At 67.3% G+C, this 14925-nt stretch carries 16 protein-coding genes and 1 tRNA gene; 10 read left to right on the top strand and 7 right to left on the bottom strand.

The window, feature by feature from the left end; all coding sequences use genetic code 11:
* Window positions 1–24 precede the first annotated feature (24 nt).
* The gene (locus ABGB18_RS21175) at window positions 25–675 is read left to right on the top strand and encodes a response regulator transcription factor (RefSeq protein ID WP_347697279.1); all 651 of its coding nucleotides are present in this window, start codon (window positions 25–27) and stop codon (window positions 673–675) included.
* Between the two features lie 5 nt (window positions 676–680).
* On the opposite strand, the gene secY is transcribed toward ABGB18_RS21175, so the two are convergent.
* Window positions 681–1970, bottom strand: coding sequence for a preprotein translocase subunit SecY (gene secY, locus ABGB18_RS21170; protein ID WP_347697278.1), 1290 nt, complete (start codon window positions 1968–1970; stop codon window positions 681–683).
* Between the two features lie 88 nt (window positions 1971–2058).
* Between secY and ABGB18_RS21165 the strand changes: the two genes are divergently transcribed.
* Entirely contained in the window at window positions 2059–2628 is a 570-nt protein-coding gene (locus ABGB18_RS21165) for an AAA family ATPase (protein ID WP_347697277.1), read from the top strand.
* Here the strand turns inward: ABGB18_RS21165 and ABGB18_RS21160 are convergent.
* On the bottom strand, window positions 2623–3405 hold the full coding sequence (locus ABGB18_RS21160; protein ID WP_347697276.1) for a putative hydro-lyase: 783 nt from the start codon (window positions 3403–3405) through the stop codon (window positions 2623–2625). The genes ABGB18_RS21165 and ABGB18_RS21160 overlap by 6 nt on opposite strands.
* Window positions 3406–3550: 145 nt before the next feature.
* On the opposite strand from ABGB18_RS21160, the gene ABGB18_RS21155 reads away from it, so the two are divergent.
* On the top strand, window positions 3551–3970 hold the full coding sequence (locus ABGB18_RS21155; RefSeq protein WP_347697275.1) for a hypothetical protein: 420 nt from the start codon (window positions 3551–3553) through the stop codon (window positions 3968–3970).
* 1 nt (window position 3971) lies between these two features.
* Here the strand turns inward: ABGB18_RS21155 and ABGB18_RS21150 are convergent, their stop codons facing one another.
* Both ABGB18_RS21150 and ABGB18_RS21145 read right to left on the bottom strand, forming a co-directional pair.
* Window positions 3972–4211, bottom strand: coding sequence for a hypothetical protein (locus tag ABGB18_RS21150; protein WP_347697274.1), 240 nt, complete (start codon window positions 4209–4211; stop codon window positions 3972–3974).
* Window positions 4211–4435, bottom strand: a complete 225-nt coding sequence (locus ABGB18_RS21145) for a DUF6158 family protein (protein ID WP_347697273.1) — start codon at window positions 4433–4435, stop codon at window positions 4211–4213. Before ABGB18_RS21145 ends, ABGB18_RS21150 begins: the two co-directional genes overlap by 1 nt.
* Window positions 4436–4530: 95 nt before the next feature.
* Here ABGB18_RS21145 and ABGB18_RS21140 point away from each other — a divergent pair, with 95 nt between their 5' ends.
* Window positions 4531–5463 carry a LysR family transcriptional regulator gene (locus ABGB18_RS21140; RefSeq protein WP_347697272.1) on the top strand — a complete coding sequence of 311 codons (933 nt, stop codon included), beginning with the start codon at window positions 4531–4533 and terminating at the stop codon, window positions 5461–5463.
* Between the two features lie 503 nt (window positions 5464–5966).
* Window positions 5967–6040: transfer RNA gene (locus tag ABGB18_RS21135), tRNA-Ile, on the top strand.
* 427 nt (window positions 6041–6467) lie between these two features.
* Here the strand turns inward: ABGB18_RS21135 and ABGB18_RS21130 are convergent.
* The 3 genes from ABGB18_RS21130 to ABGB18_RS21120 form a co-directional block, all read right to left on the bottom strand.
* Complete coding sequence (locus ABGB18_RS21130) at window positions 6468–7304, bottom strand: site-specific integrase (protein ID WP_347697271.1); 837 nt, start codon at window positions 7302–7304, stop codon at window positions 6468–6470.
* A gap of 41 nt (window positions 7305–7345) precedes the next feature.
* Complete coding sequence (locus tag ABGB18_RS21125; protein WP_347697270.1) at window positions 7346–8032, bottom strand: integrase core domain-containing protein; 687 nt, start codon at window positions 8030–8032, stop codon at window positions 7346–7348.
* Between the two features lie 548 nt (window positions 8033–8580).
* Window positions 8581–8970, bottom strand: coding sequence for a hypothetical protein (locus tag ABGB18_RS21120; protein WP_347697269.1), 390 nt, complete (start codon window positions 8968–8970; stop codon window positions 8581–8583).
* 298 nt (window positions 8971–9268) lie between these two features.
* On the opposite strand from ABGB18_RS21120, the gene ABGB18_RS21115 reads away from it, so the two are divergent.
* The 5 genes from ABGB18_RS21115 (at window position 9269) to ABGB18_RS21095 (ending at window position 14826) form a co-directional block, all read left to right on the top strand.
* Window positions 9269–10093 (top strand): helix-turn-helix transcriptional regulator, encoded by an 825-nt coding sequence (locus ABGB18_RS21115; protein WP_347697268.1) that lies wholly within the window; start codon window positions 9269–9271, stop codon window positions 10091–10093.
* Window positions 10094–11099: 1006 nt separating this feature from the next.
* Window positions 11100–11396 carry a hypothetical protein gene (locus ABGB18_RS21110; RefSeq protein ID WP_347697267.1) on the top strand — a complete coding sequence of 99 codons (297 nt, stop codon included), beginning with the start codon at window positions 11100–11102 and terminating at the stop codon, window positions 11394–11396.
* Between the two features lie 268 nt (window positions 11397–11664).
* A complete protein-coding gene (locus ABGB18_RS21105) occupies window positions 11665–11997 on the top strand; it encodes a hypothetical protein (protein WP_347697266.1) in 333 nt (110 codons plus the stop codon).
* An 858-nt stretch (window positions 11998–12855) separates the two neighbouring features.
* On the top strand, window positions 12856–14292 hold the full coding sequence (locus ABGB18_RS21100) for a serine hydrolase (protein ID WP_347697265.1): 1437 nt from the start codon (window positions 12856–12858) through the stop codon (window positions 14290–14292).
* A 147-nt stretch (window positions 14293–14439) separates the two neighbouring features.
* Entirely contained in the window at window positions 14440–14826 is a 387-nt protein-coding gene (locus ABGB18_RS21095; protein ID WP_347697264.1) for a hypothetical protein, read from the top strand.
* Window positions 14827–14925: the final 99 nt, after the last annotated feature.

Genomic DNA, 14925 nt, shown 5'->3' with positions numbered 1-14925 from the left:
GCGCATTCCGGTGTTGCGCGGCCCGTGATCAGGGTGGCGGTCGCCGATGACCAGGCGGTCGTGCGGATGGGGCTGCGGGCGCTCGTGGAGCGGGAGCACGACATGGAGTGGGTGGGCGAGGCGGCCGACGGGGCGGAGGCGATCGCCCTGCTCCGCCGTACGCGGCCCGACGTGCTTCTGCTCGACATCCGCATGCCGGGCACGGACGGCGTGGCCACGCTGCGGGCCGCCGCCGGGGATCCGGAGCTGCGCGGCACCCGGATCGTCGTGGTCACGACGTTCGCCGTGGACGAGTACGTCTTCGCCGCCCTGCAGGCCGGGGCCAGCGGCTTCGTGCTCAAGGACAGCGCGCCGGACGAGCTGGTCAACGCCGTGCGCGTGGTGGCCGCGGGTGAGGCGCTGCTGTCCCCGTCGATCACCAGGAAGGTCATCGGCCTGTTCGCCCGGCACGGCACCGCACCGGTCGAGGGCCTGGGCACGCTCACGCCCCGGGAGCGGGAAATGGTGGCGTGGGTGGCCACCGGCCGGTCGAACGAGGAGATCGCCAAGGAGCTGGTGATCAGCCGCGACACCGTGCGCACCCACGTCAGCCGCGCCATGGTGAAGCTGCACGCCCGAGATCGGGCCCAGCTCGTGGTGTTCGCCATGCGAGCCGGCCTCGCCCTCCCCGGCTGACCGGCCTACCGCAGGAAACCCTCATAGTTGCGCTGCTGGAGTTGCGCCTCGATCTGCTTGACCGTGTCGAGCCCGACCCCCACCATGATCAGGACGCTGGTCCCACCGAACGGGAAGTTCTGCTGGGTGCCGGGATCCCGCAGGAGCGCGAACGCCACCAGCGGCAGCAACGCCAGCACCCCCAGATAGACCGACCCGGGCGCGGTCAGCCGGGACAGCACGAACGCCAGGTAACGCGCCGTGGACCGGCCCGGCCGGATCCCAGGTACGAACCCGCCGTACCGCCGCATGTCATCCGCCATCTCGTCGGGATTGACGGTGATCGACACGTAGAAGTAGGCGAACCCGGCGATGAGCAGGACGTACACGGTCATGTAGAGCGGATGCGTGCCCGCGGTCAGGTGACGCGTCACCCACCCCTCGGCCTCGTCACCCAGCAGCGGCGCCGCCAGGGTGGGCAGGTACAGCAGCGAGCCGGTGAAGATGACGGGCACGATCCCCGCCTGGTTCACCTTCAGCGGGATGTACGAGCTGCCGCCCCCGTACATGCGCCGCCCCACCATGCGCCTGGCGTACTGCACCGGGACGCGCCGCTGCGCCTGCTCCACGAACACCACGGCCGCCACCAGGAAGACCCCCGACACCGTCATCACCACGAACCCGGCCGGGCTCAATACGAAGATCTTGGACATGTACGCCGGGAAGACGGCCACGACCTGCGTGAACATCAGCAGCGACATGCCGTTCCCGATCCCCCTGTCGGTGATCAGCTCGCCCAGCCACATGACCATGGCCGATCCCGCCACCATGGTCAGCACGAGCACGATCACCGGCAGGAGGCCGTCGTCCCGCAGCAGCGGCCGGGGACACCCGGGGAGCAACTGCCCGGCGCGGGCCAGCGCCACGACCGTCCCGGCGTTCAGCACGGCCAGGCCCACGGTCAGGTACCGCGTGTACTGGGTGATCTTCGCCTGCCCGCGCTGCCCCTCCTTCCTGAGCTCGGCCAGCCGGGGCACCAGCACGGCGAAGAGCTGCATGATGATGCTGGCCGTGATGTACGGCATGACGCCCAGCGCGAACACCGACAACTGCAGCATCGCGCCCCCGCTGAAAAGCTGCATCATGTCGAACAAGCCGCCCTTGGCCGACCCGACGCACTCCCGCACGGCCACCACGTCCACCCCGGGCGAGGGCATGAGCTGTCCCAGCCGGAACAACGCGATGAGGCCCAGCGTGAACAGTAGTTTCCCGCGCAGCTCCGGCACCCGGAACGCCCTGGTCAAGATGGTCAGCATGAGCAGGAGTCTGGTCGCCGGAGGCCGTCCGGTCGTCCGCTGGGACGAGGCACCGGTCTACGCGAATCCGCGTAGATAGGTTGATCACATGAGCACTGTCTGGGTGATCAGCGGCCCGCCGGGGGCGGGCAAGTCCACGGTGGCCGCCGCGCTGCTCGCCCGCCTGTCCCCCGTGCCCGCCCTGCTCGACAAGGACACCGTGTACGGCGGTTTCGTGGCGGAGGTCCTGCGGGCCGCGGGCCGGCCGGACGGCGAGCGCGAGGGCCCCTGGTACGACCGGCACGTCAAGCGGCACGAGTACGCGGGCCTGACCGCGACCGCCCGGCACATCCGCGAGCAGGGCTGCCCGGTGATGCTCGACGGGCCGTTCACCAGCCAGGTCCACGCGGCGGACCTGTGGGCCGGGTGGGTGGCGGAGCTGGGCGGGGAGCCGGTACGGCTGCTGTGGGTCCGCTCCGACGGGCCGACGCTGCGCGACCGCCTCATGGCCAGGGGGCTGGGGCGGGACGCGGGCAAGCTGGCGGCGTTCGAGGACTATCTGCGTAACATCCGGGTGGACGAGCCGCCGGCCGTACCGTATCTGGAGATCGACAACCGGCGGGGCGCGCCACCCGTCGGCGAGCAGCTCACCGCGGCCGGCCTGCCGCCGAGGTCATGAGGCCGACCGGTAGTCCTCGTCGCGGGCGTCGAGGATCGCCATGTGGCCCGGCAGGTGGCCGATCGCGTATTCGACGCCGCTGGCCATCACGACCGCCTGCGGCGTCACCCCGCACGCCCAGAACAGCGGCACCTCCCCCGCGCGCACGTCCACCGGGTCGCCGAAGTCGGGACTGGCCAGGTCGGCGATCCCGAGCTCCGCGGGGTCGCCGACGTGCACCGGCGCGCCGTGCACCATCGGGTAGCGGCCGCTCACCTCGACCGCCGTCTCCACCAGCTCCTCGGGCACCGGCCGCATCGACACGACCAGCGGGCCGGACAGGCTGGGGGTGGGCCGGCAGGGGACGCTCGTGAGGTACATCGGCACGTTCGTGCCCAGCTCCAGGTGCCGCACCGGCACCCCGGCGGCCAGCAGGGCGCCCTCGAAGGTGAAGCTGCAGCCGACGAGGAACGGCACCAGGTCGTCGCGCCACTCCGCCACCACGTCGTCGAGATCGGCGACCGCCTCGCCGGCCCGGTAGAGCCGGTATCCGGGCAGGTCGGTACGCAGGTCGCCGGAGAACAGCGCCGTGGACCAGGCCCCCGGCTCGCCCACGTCGAGCACCGGGCACGCCTGGGGGTTGTGGTGGGCGAACAGCAGCAGCTCGTAGCGCAGCCACCGGGGCACGGCGATGAGGTTGGCCTGCGTCCAGCCCCGGCACCAGCCCGCAGTGGGCACGCGCACGCCTGCGCGGAAGCGCTCCCGCGCCTGCGCTGGGCTCAGCTCGGCGACATCCACCCCTTGACATTATTGCGGGCCGCGTCCAGCGGTCCACCTCAAGCAGTGGCCTGTACGACCTCCCCCGTGACCATTTGACACCCCGCCATCCGTCAACCTGAGTCGACCCTGCGATGTCGATCAAAGTTGGCGCGAGGGGGTATTCGTGGACACGTCGACCGTGGCCGTCTCCGCGAACCTGCCGGTGATCCCCTGGGATCGCCGGGGACCGGGAAGACGTCGGCCGTCCTGGCGCTCGGGGCTCGGCTGGGGCTCCCGGTGGAGATCGCCGGTCGGCTCGATCAGGGAGCCGAGCGACTTCGCCGGGCTGCCGGCGGTGCGCGACGGCGGCACCCGGTTCGCGCCGCCTCGGTGGGCGAAGCGGCTGGCCGCGGCCGGTTCGGGATCCTGTTCCTGGACGAGCCGACGACCGCGCCGCCCGCGAGGTCAGCCGGTGGCGCGCGGCCGGGCCGCCCGCGAGATCAGGCGGCGGCGTGCAGGCGGCGGCGCGCGGCCGTACGCGACCGCGGGAATCACGGCCGATCAGGCAGGCATCCTCCGGGTGCCGTCGGGACCGGACGGATGAATCAATATTCGACCTCGAACGTGTGCGGCCCCAGCCCGTACCGGTCGTTGCCCGCGGGCACCACGTACCCCTCTTCGAGCAGGTACGTCAAACTCTGGCGCACCTCGTCCTCCGTCAGGCCGCATGCCCGGACCAGCCCGGGGAACTTCGCTCCGCCGGATTCGACCGCCTGCGACGCCACGGCCTCGTACACGTGGATGTCGACGTCCGACAGTTCCTGAACATCGTGACCTTCCGTCATCACCGCCGTCTCGCTCCTTCCCTCAACCGGCACGGGTCTATCTCTCGCTCGGGATGGCGACGGAGGTATTCGGCCTCCAGCTCGTTGGTGCGGACGGTGTGGTTCTCCAGCGCGTCGTCCGAGCCGTGGAAGAACGTGTCGCTCCGGGTCGCGTGCAGTTGCCGCAGCTCGCGTACCACATCTTCGTCGCTGAGCTGGGCCGGATCTATCCCCATTGTCGTCATGGGTTCCCCCTACCCCAGAGACTCCCGACAATATCTGTCACAAGTCCTGACATAGAGGCATTGTTTGTAAGAGATCGCCGCTTTACCTTCCCGTTATGGACCTCGAGCTACGGCACCTCAGAATCGTCCGCGCGGTCGCGGACGCGGGAAGCGTGAGCAAAGCCGCTTCCCTGCTCGGGCTGGCACAACCGGCCCTGACCGCCCAGCTCAAGCGCATCGAGAGGGTGCTCGGCGGCGCCCTGTTCGAACGCGATCGCCACGGCGCCAGGCCCACCCGGCTCGGCGAGCTGGTACTCGCCCGGGCCCGGGTGTTACTCCCCGCGGCCAAGGAACTGCAGGACGAAGCCGTACGATTCGCTCACGCCCCCTCCCCCGGCTTCCGCATCGGCGCGACCAACGGGCCCATACTCGGCGGCCTGGTCGACCGGCTGGCCGCGGAACGCACGGTCAGCACGTACACGTCCTGGTCGACCCACGAGCTGAACAGCATGGTGGAGCTCGGCCGCCTCGACTACGTACTGACCGGCGCGTGCGGCGACTCCGGCACCCCCACCGGCACGCTGCTGTGGGAGACGATCAGCGTCGACCCGGTCTTCTGCCTGGTCAAGGAGGACCATCCGGCGGCCAGGGAGAAGGAGGTGGAGCTGTCCGACCTGGCGGGAGAGCAGTGGGCCGTGACGCCGGGCGACGGCTGCTTCGCCGACTGCTTCGCGATGGCGTGCGCGCGTGCGGGGTTCACGCCCGGGACGATCTACGAGACCGACGTACCGACGTGCACGCACCTCGCCCAGGTCGGCCGCGCCGTGGTGCTCTGCCAGGCCACCCACCAGACCTCCCAGGGCCTGGCCATGATCCCGCTGGCAGGCGCGCCGCTGCGCTGGCGGCAACTCCTGGGCCGCCACCCCACCGCCCCCGAAGCCGCATGGGTGGTGGCCCAGGCCAAACAGGCCCACATGGACGCGGTCCGCCGAAGCCAGGTCTACTACGACTGGCTGGTCCGAAACCCCGGCTACGGCACCGCCCCCTGACCCACCACGAGAAGCAAGGCAGCTTCCCCGCCCCCCACCCCACTGATCGCCACCACGATCAGTGCGCCAGCCGCAACGGCCACCCCACCGTCGCCGCGAACCACCCCCACCGTGGTCGACACCCGACACCCCGGCCTCGGCCCCGAAGGCACAGGCCCACAAAGCCTGCCAACCCCGGCCCCGACACCTCCCCCGTCGGGGCCCGACCAAGAGACCCGGCAACCACTACGCCCCAAACCCACCACAGTCCCACTGCCCTCAGCGGCCACCATGACGCCGAGGCCCCACCGGCACCTCAACCCCACCCCGTAGAGCACCCTCAACCGCGACGCGATTACGATCGTCCAGGGCTCCGACGACTCTGTCGGCCATGGAATGATGTCAACAGGACCCATCTCCTGTTGGACCAGGCACCACGACTGGATCTGATGCTCTAGCCTTAGCAGGCAAGGAATCGGCATGATCCTCTCGGCATGCCACAGCAGGACCCACAACTGAATCCAGGGGCGGTAGCTCAGCCGGTTAGAGCATCGGACTCATAATCCGTGGGTCGTGGGTTCAAGTCCCACCCGCCCTACTCACCAAAACCGCATTCGACCTGGGGTTTCTCGGTTTTCGCCGACCTCCGATGCTCGCTGTTGATCATGGTTGGTTGCTCGGTGGTTGCTCTTGTGTACGGACCGTGTACGCCGGTAGATCATTTAGGCCGCCACCGCCAGTTCAGACCCCAAAGATCACCATCTGAAGATCAAGCCGGAAGGTCTGCCCAGCACCGCTGGTCAACGGTGTCTCATGCCCGGTCAAGCCTTGTCCAAGTCGGCTCGTCTCGCTGGTCAGGCCGCTGGTGACCAGCAGATAAAAGATCCGCTGCTTCTCGTAGCAATCCTCGCGGCCGTTTCCAGTGCTGATTAGAGGTCGATCGCCTGGGCTACCCGTACGACGGCCGCTCAGGACAAAGGCGAAGGCCCGCCGGAGTATCGGCGGGCCTGCCTGGGTTGGGTGGGTCAGGTAGTGGTCGTGCCGGTGTGGTTCGGCAGGGTGATCAGCCGGGCGGTCTGGGCGCCTGCGGCTGCGGTGTTGACGAGTGCGGCGGTGGATTCGGCGGCGGCACGGGCCACCTCCGGGTAGACGCTGGTGTAGGTGTCGCGGGTGAAGGTGGAGGAGACGTGGCCGAGGGTCTCCTGCACCACCTTCAGATCGACCCCGGCGGCCAGCATGAGCGAGGCGGCCCCGTGGCGGAGGTCGTGCAGCCGCACTGGTGGCAGTCCCACCTGGAAGGCCAGTTGGTAGAAGTGGTCACTGACCTGCTGCGGATGCAGCGGCCGGCCGATCTCGTCGGTGAAGACGAATCCGCTGTTCGTCCAGGCCTCACCCGCGGCCAGCCGTTCGGCGGCTTGGCGCTTGCGGTGCGTGCGCAGCGCGGTGACGGTGTCCTCATCCAGGGCGATGGTGCGGTCGCTGGCCTCGGTCTTCGGTCTGCCCTGTACCGGTTCCCAGCCCAGCTGGGTGATCTGCCAGTGCACCCCTGCGGTCCCGGCGGTCAGGTCGACGTCCTTCCAGCGCAGCCCGACCGCCTCACCCCGGCGCAGCCCGCGCAGGGCAATCAGCCGATAGAGCGCGAACAGCCGGTGAGTGGCCGCCTTAGCAAGAAACGTGTAGGTGTGCGAGGGCGTCCACACCATCACCGGCGACGGCCGCGGCACAGACGCGTACACGTTGATCATGCTGGCGCGGCTGAGCCGGGCCCCGCGCCGCTGCTGCTCGACATCGAGCCGATCGTGTAGTTCGCGGTTCCAGTCGGCGACCCGCTCATCGGTCCACACCAGCGTGTAAGGCGTCAAAACTCGCGTGCGTGGTTTGAGCTGGGGTTTCTCCGACCCAGCTATCCAGCTCGGCGATACTCGTTGATTACTCCTCCGAGTCTCGTGTGGCGTTCGATCCGGCCTTCCATCGGCACCACGACATGCTCATCGTGATCGGGTGGTCGCTGTCCACGGCCCTGATGCGGCCGATGCGCGTTGTAGTGATCGAGATACTCGTTCAGAACCACGCTCAGGTGACGTTCGCCGTAGATCAGCATTCGGTCGGTACACTCGCCGCGTACCGTCCGGATCCAGCGCTCGGCATAGCAGTTCGCCCTTGGCGTCCGCGGCGGTGTCTTCAACACGGTGACACCCACGGCGGCGAACACCTCATCGAAGACGGCAGTGAACCTAGCGTCCCGATCACGGATAAGGAAGCGAAACGACCCCGCTCGCTCGCCGAGCTCGATCAGGAGATTGCGGGCCTGCTGAGCGGTCCATGCGCCGGTCGGGTGGCTGGTCACGCCCAAGACGTGCACGTGTCGCGTGCGGACCTCCATCACGAACAACACGTACAGGCGCTTCAGAAAGATCGTGTCAATATTGAAGAAGTCGCAGGCCAGGAGACCTTCGGCCTGTGACCGCAAGAAGATCCGCCAGGACGTGTCGAGATACCGGGACGCCGGACCCAAGCGGCTCGAGCGCAGGATGCGCCGCACGGTCGCCTCGCTGACCTGGAAGCCGAGTCGCACCACCTCGCCGTGCACCCGTCGATGACCCACCCGGGGTTCTCCCTCGCCAATCGAATGACCAGGTCACAAATCTCCTGGCTCGTTCCTGGACGCCCGGACCGACGCGGGTAGGTCCAGGCCCGGCACAACAAACGACGATGCCATGCCATCAACGTTGCCGGGGTGACCAGCCGATGGGCGCGCAGCACCGCCGGCAACCACCGGGCCAGCGCCGCGAGAACGGCCCGATCGGCCCAGTCCGGCTTCGGGCTCCCGACCTGACGCCGCAGCACCGCCACCTCGTGGCGCAACACCATTATTTCCGCGTCCTTTGACGCCTGGCTGCGGCCGAGCAACATCAGCCAGCCGAAAACTCGGAGCGCGATCAGATACAACAGGCGGACAGGCACAGGACGCGATCTTGTCTGCAGGAACAACCCCCGTCAAGCCACAGGTCAGAGCTATCGTGACTGCGTTTTGACGCGGTACAGGGCGCCGCGCCTGCCCTGACCGCCTTCACGTTCGCCCGGGTCACACCGCTCGCGGCCGACCGGGTGACCCGGCGATGGATCCTTCCCCTCTGCTTAGTGCTTCAACCCCTCGCCGTGCAGCAGGCACTCCGGGCAGTGGGGGACTCGAGTCGGGGGCGGATCGTTGGCGACGCCCGTCACGCAGGCGTCCGTGACGCGGCTGGAACGCCCGGTGAAGAGCATCCGCGGGCCGTACAGGCACACCAACTTGAGCAGGTAGACGACGCGCTCGAAGCCCGGGTCGTTGGGCTTCGACACCGCCCGGCACAACAGCACCGAGACGGTGCAGAGAAAAAGTGCCACGGCGAACCCGATCGCGATGCCGCACACCGTCACCACGGTGCCGTTCGTGGCGATCAGGGCGGTGACCGCGACTCCGGAAACCGCAGGACGCTTCTTGACCAAATCGAGGACGCGGTGGCGTATTCTTTTCTGTTGCGGCATGGTAACTCCTACTGTGTCCGCGCGGGCCACCACTTCTCGTCCTTGCCTGGGCCGAAGTGGTGGCCTGATCTTTCCGGGGTCGAATTAGTCGTCCATGTTCTGAGCACCACCTCTCCGCCAGCCTGTGCATTCAGGTTCAACGACAGAGCCCGAGCCCGTCTACAGCTGCGACAAGTGCGAAAGATGCTCGATTCTGCCGATCGAAAACGAACACGCGAACGTCGGCGAACAACGCCGGACAAAAACGAACAGATATGAGATGATGTCGCGAGATCACTCTTCAGCCGAGGTCACGCCTATGCCATCGTCGCAGCGCCGACTGGACCCCTCTGTCCCCCGTGAGCGCTTCGCCCTGGAGTTGCAGGATCTGCACCGCGCCGCAGGCAAACCGACCCAGCAGGTGCTGGCGACCGCGATGCACTGCTCCCACCCGACGGTCTCCGCCATTCTCAACGGCCATCGATTCCCGTCCTTGGAGCAGACCCGCGCCTTCGTGAAGGCATGTAGGGGGGAGGAGTCAGAATGGCGCCTGAAATGGATTCAGGCCGACCGGGAGATCAACGCGGATGGCATGTTGTTCACATCCGAGACAGCCATTCCGGAGTCAGGCGTCGTTCGCCCCGCGTGGTATCTGGACAATGAGCAGTTCTATCTGAACGCAGCCGAGCGAGTGAGCGCCACGCGCAGCCGCATTCTGGTCACCTACCTGCGGCGACGGCCACCCAACCATTACACAAGTGACGCCTCTGCCGAATACTTCGAGGCAGTGCTGGACTGGGCCCGCCGGCCCGGGGCACGGTCCGTACGCCGCATCATCGGCATCTCCAACCGAGAGACGCGGGACTGGGCACACCAGCATTACCAGGCCACCAAGGACATCCGCAACTACGACGCACGGGTGCTGCGCTGGGAGCTTGACGCGGACGGCATCAACATGGCGCTTTTCGATGACGCCACGGCCTTCCTCGCCTTTTCCGGAGTCGCCAGCCAGGAGCTGAGCGGATTCCGGGTGGACAGCCCCGAGTTCCTGCGCTACTTCGTCGGCCACTTCGACCAACTCTGGGCGTGCGGCACAGCTCTGGAGCAATACGTGTCCGCCCAGGACGACACCCGTACCCTCTGAGCCCAGTCGCGCAGCGCGGTAGTGACCTACGGCGGAGACACCGCCAACAACCGCTATCTTGAGCGCAGCTGATCGACGAACCCGCGGGGCCGGTGGACCCACTGCCTGTTAAATGATCATGGTCTTTGCCGGACGGCTGACATGGCATGAGCAGGAGTGCGACGGTATGCTTGCCGAAAATCCCATCCGTGCAGTTCAAGCCGCATGTGAGTACTCGTGGAGGACGCCGCCGAGCCGGTCCCTTCGACGTATGTTCAGGTCGGTGATTCGCCCGGGATCTGTGATCGGGTCCGGGACGGGAGGCAGTGGGGCCCGCTTGGTCCAGGGCTTGGTGGGCGCGGTGCCAGTTGTAGAAGTTTTCGTACTCGCGCAGGGCGTGCCGTAGGTGGTGTTCGTTCCACACGAGGCACCGGTCCAGGAGCTCGCGGCGGCATGACTGCACCCATCGCTCCATGATCGAGTTCATCCGCGGTACCCGGATACCGGTGAGCACGGACTGGATACCGGCGTCGGCGAGGACCTCGTCCATGAGAGCCGGGAACTTCCCGTCTCGGTCTCGGATCAAATAGCGCGCCCGGCAGCCCACATCGTCCAGGTCCATCACCAGATTCTTTATCACCTGGATGACCCAGTTCGCGCTCGGATGAGCAGTGGTGCCAAGCACGCGGACGCGCCTGGTGGTGTGCTCGATGATGGCCAGAACGTACTGGCGTTGCCCGTTGAGGGTGACGGTCTCGATGAAATCGCAGGCCAGTAGCGCGTCGGCTTGCGAGCGCAGGAAGTCGGCCCACGTGGTGGACGCCCGCTGCGGTGCTGGATCAATGCCTTCTTGTCTGAGGATTTCCCAGATCGTGGACGGTGCGACCTTGATGCTGAGCGTTGCTAATGCGCCGTGGACCCGCCGATAGCCCCAGCTGGGGTTCTCCCGAACCAGGCGCAAAACAACGACACGGATGGAGCGAACCGTGGGCGGGCGCCCAGGCCGCTTCGGCCGGCTGATACGGGCATGGCGCCGTTTCATCAGATCGCGGTGCCAGCGCAGGACGGTGTCCGGCCGGACGAGAAGCCGCAGTCGGCGCAGGACCTCGCGCGGCAGCGAAGCGACGAGGGCGGCGAGAAAGACCCGGTCCTCCGGTGCGAATCTCGCTCTGGTGTCGGCGCCAAGCTGCCGTTCGAGAACGGTGATCTGATGGCGCAGGGCGAGAATCTCGATGTCCTTGTCTCGATCGCCCATGGGCAGCAGTCGCAGTGCTGCGAAGCTGTTCGTGACGGTGAGATAGGCCAGGCGAAGGAGCACGGCTGATCATCATGCCGCACGCGATCACCTCTCCTGGTGGCCGAAGCCCTCACATGGCCATGACCTGGGCGGATGTAATTATCGGCAAGCGCAACGGTGTACAGGGACAGGACTTCGCGCGGGGAGGCCCTGGTGGCCGCGCTCGGTATCACGCTGCTGCTGTGGCTGGTGCTGGGCGTTGGCTGTTTCGGGTTCCTGACGCAGGCAGTCGCGGACCGGTACGGGCACAGCTTGGACGGCAAGCTTCCTGCTCGACCTCGGGTTCCTGGCCGGCGTGCTCGTTGTAATCGGCGTGGTCGTCGGCTGGCAGCAGGCCCGCGGCGAGACGCTGCGTCACCTCGGCTGGCGGGTGCCCACCCGTAAGATCGCGATCGTCGTCGGCATCTTGTACGGCGCTTTGGGTGCTGCTGAGCTACGCACGGGGCGGCGACACTTCACCATGCCGTGGCAGCGGCCGGTCATGGCCCTTATCGGCATCGTGCTGGCGTTCGGCGGAGAACTGGCGGTGCGCGGGCACGCGTCCGTGTGGGACGTCGGCGAGGCGGCCCGGGTGCTCGGCCGGCGGCCGGAGTTCACCTGGCGGGAGGCGGAACGCACACCATTCTGACCGCAGTCAGCCCCTGCGCTGCTGGAGGGCGGCCGCACCCAAAGGTCGATCTTCTTGAAACGGGCTGGCTGCGTGACCGGGATCTGCAGCGCAGGGCCGGAGCGTTCTCGTGTTGTCAGACCGAGTAGTCGAAGGCCGTCGGCGGGGTGGCTGCGGTAGTGGTCGGTGGCGGCGGCGATGTCGGTCCAGCCGAGCAGGCGGGTCAGGCCGATGGCCAGGTTGCGGAGGCCGGCCAGGATGCGGGGGCGGCGCCTGTTCTCACCTTGCAGGCGTCTTCGCGATAGGTGACGTCGCGGATGTGGCCTCCCATCTTCCACTCGAACCTGACTTCGTAGGGCGAGATCCAGCTGCGGACCGACCGCCGTCTGGATATGAGCGACCCAGCATCCCGTCTTCTAGTTGTTCGCACAGCGTGTACAGCAGCACTGCGTGAGGAACATGCGAGCCCCTGCCGTGCAAGGATCTGAACGCCTGGCAACTATTCGGGGAGACGGCCCATGTAGCACTCGCAGTCGCCAGGGAGGCGGCGCGGATTCAGCTGGAGCGACGACAGGTCGAAGCGCCCGTTGGAAACCGCGTCGAATGCCTCCGCCATCACCTTCCGAGACCACCGGCAGGGGAAGGTGGATGGTGCCGGGTTTGTATCCGCTGGCTGGAGTCCACACGCCCAGGCATCGAGGGCAGCACGTTCGACATGGAGTGTGGTGTTGACCTCTTCTCAGGTTTCGAAGCGAAGTCGTGCAGGGCATCTGTCGGGGTCGTCGTCGAGGTTGTGGAGGTCAGCGGGTGCTCGACCAAAGAGAGAAGTTCACCCGGGTGGCGAAGGAGCACGCATGACTTCGACCAGGAGTGACTGACGTGGTAGTGAAGATGGGCGCCGCCGTATCGGCCTTGGCGGTGTTCGCACTCGCCCTGTTCTTGGCTCCGCGGCCACCCGCCATCGGCCCGCAGGCGTCCGGCGACGCAACCCTCGCTCGCCAGGTGCGGGACCTCGTCGGCGCGGACGGCTACCAAGGTCTGTCGGTGGCGCTACTGGAGCAAGGCCGATCTCGGTTCGCAGGCATAGGCACCGCGGACGGCATTCGTCCTGTCGAGGAGCACACACCGTTCGAGGTGGGCTCGATCGCCAAGCCCATGACCGGCATGATCCTCGCGGATCTGGCCGAGGACGGCCTGTCCCCTGACACGCCGGTCCGTGACCTGCTACCCGAAGCGGGCCTGTCCACTCCGGCGACCCTGGCAGAGCTGGCCTCGCACCGCTCCGGCATGCCCCGGCTCCGCATGACTCCGCAGATCATCGCAGGTGCCTTGCTGAGCCCGTACACCGGCGCCGACCCGTACGGAAGCGCGGGTCCCGACGCAGTGCTGGCCGACGCGGCGGCCGTCAGGGCCGGTGAGCGAGGCAAGGTCGCCTACTCCAATCTGGGCATGGCCCTGCTCGGCCTGGCCCTGGCCAAGCGCTCGGACACTAGCTATGCCGACCTCCTGCGCAAGCGCGTCCTGACCCCGCTGGGCATGACCTCCACCGTGGCACTCGACCCTCAGGACGACCTCCCACCCGACCATGCCACGGGCCGAGCCGAGAACGGCCTGGCCATGGATCCTTGGCGCAGCCACGGTCACGCGGCGGCGGGCGGCGGTGTCTGGTCCACCGCGGAGGACATGGCCAAGCTGGTCGGCGCTGCCATGGACGACACCGCTCCGGGTGCCGACGCCGCCACCCCGCGCTGGAGCCAGAACGAACGCCAGCGCATCGGCTACGGCTGGTTCACGACCCGCTACGGCGCCAAGAGCATCACCTGGCACAACGGCGCCACCGGCGGGTTCACCTCATACGCAGGCTTCGACCGCGCGACCGGACGCGGCGTAGTCGTCCTGAGCAACACCAACAAACCGGTGGACACGGTGGGGCTGCGTCTGCTCGGCATAGAGAAATCTGATGACGAGAACCGCTCTCCCGTGACGGCGGTCGTGATGATCCTCTTCTGCTTCAGCGGCCTCTGGCTCGTGGTGTCAGCCGCTCGCAACCGCGTGCCCGACCGACTGTCAGTCGTCGGTCGAGGACTATGGGCACTGTTGCTGCTGTTCGTGGCGCGCAACGCCGGCCCGTGGGATGCCATACCGCCCATCGTGTGGATTTGCGGAGCCGGCGTGCTGGCCGTGGCCGCAGGCTTGGCCGTCTTCCGCTGGCCGGACCTGCCGCTCACACGCAGGACGGCGTCCCGTTGGAGCTGGAGACACCTCGCCTTACCGACTGCTCTCCTGCTCGCGTTAGGAGTCGCCATGGCGTTATGAGGCGACACGTCAGGGCGCGTCCGGTGCCCACTCGGGGATGGCCCGCGATTCGTGCTGTCAGGCTTGGCCGAGTCTGGCGAGCGAGTCGATGAAGGGAAGCATGCCGTCCTCGGGCTCGCCGCAATGTTCAACCACCAAGGAGAGCCGATGGATCAAGCTGAGCAGACCAAGCAACGTCGTGCAGCAAGGCCGTGGCATCTGTGGGTCGCGGGGCTCGTCTTACTGGCCCTGTACCTCGTCGGCGCGCGTGACTACGTCTTGACCAGGACGCTGAACAAGGGGTACTTCGCCGAACAAGGCTACGGGCCTGCCCAGATCGCGTACTTCACTGACTATCCGGCGATTCCGGCCATCTTCTGGACGATCAACATCGCCGCCGGCCTCACGGCGGCCCTGATGCTACTGTTCCGCTCCCGCTGGGCGACCCTGGTTGCGTTGATCGCCGCGGTGTCCCAGCTGTTTCTACTCGCCATCACGTTCGGATTCATGGACCGATGGGCGATCCTCGGCCGCGTCCATGATCGTGGTGTATGAGAAGACCACTCGTAATCCGGCGAATTCTTAAGCGGTAATCGCCTCAATATTCACTTTAGCATCATTCGTCTCATTCGTCTCATTCTGGGTGTCGGCGTG

The organism is Nonomuraea sp. B12E4 (assembly GCF_039871825.1).
GTDB lineage: Bacteria > Actinomycetota > Actinomycetes > Streptosporangiales > Streptosporangiaceae > Nonomuraea.
This window is presented reverse-complemented; position numbering and strand designations above follow the sequence as displayed.

Coding starts and splice junctions, on each gene's coding strand:
- secY (WP_347697278.1), bottom strand. CDS start 1,970: ATGCTGACCATCTTGACCAGGGCGTTCCGGGTGCCGGAGCTGCGCGGG.
- ABGB18_RS21165 (WP_347697277.1), top strand. CDS start 2,059: ATGAGCACTGTCTGGGTGATCAGCGGCCCGCCGGGGGCGGGCAAGTCC.
- ABGB18_RS21150 (WP_347697274.1), bottom strand. CDS start 4,211: ATGACGGAAGGTCACGATGTTCAGGAACTGTCGGACGTCGACATCCAC.
- ABGB18_RS21145 (WP_347697273.1), bottom strand. CDS start 4,435: ATGACGACAATGGGGATAGATCCGGCCCAGCTCAGCGACGAAGATGTG.
- ABGB18_RS21140 (WP_347697272.1), top strand. CDS start 4,531: ATGGACCTCGAGCTACGGCACCTCAGAATCGTCCGCGCGGTCGCGGAC.
- ABGB18_RS21120 (WP_347697269.1), bottom strand. CDS start 8,970: ATGCCGCAACAGAAAAGAATACGCCACCGCGTCCTCGATTTGGTCAAG.
- ABGB18_RS21115 (WP_347697268.1), top strand. CDS start 9,269: ATGCCATCGTCGCAGCGCCGACTGGACCCCTCTGTCCCCCGTGAGCGC.
- ABGB18_RS21110 (WP_347697267.1), top strand. CDS start 11,100: ATGGCGCCGTTTCATCAGATCGCGGTGCCAGCGCAGGACGGTGTCCGG.
- ABGB18_RS21095 (WP_347697264.1), top strand. CDS start 14,440: ATGGATCAAGCTGAGCAGACCAAGCAACGTCGTGCAGCAAGGCCGTGG.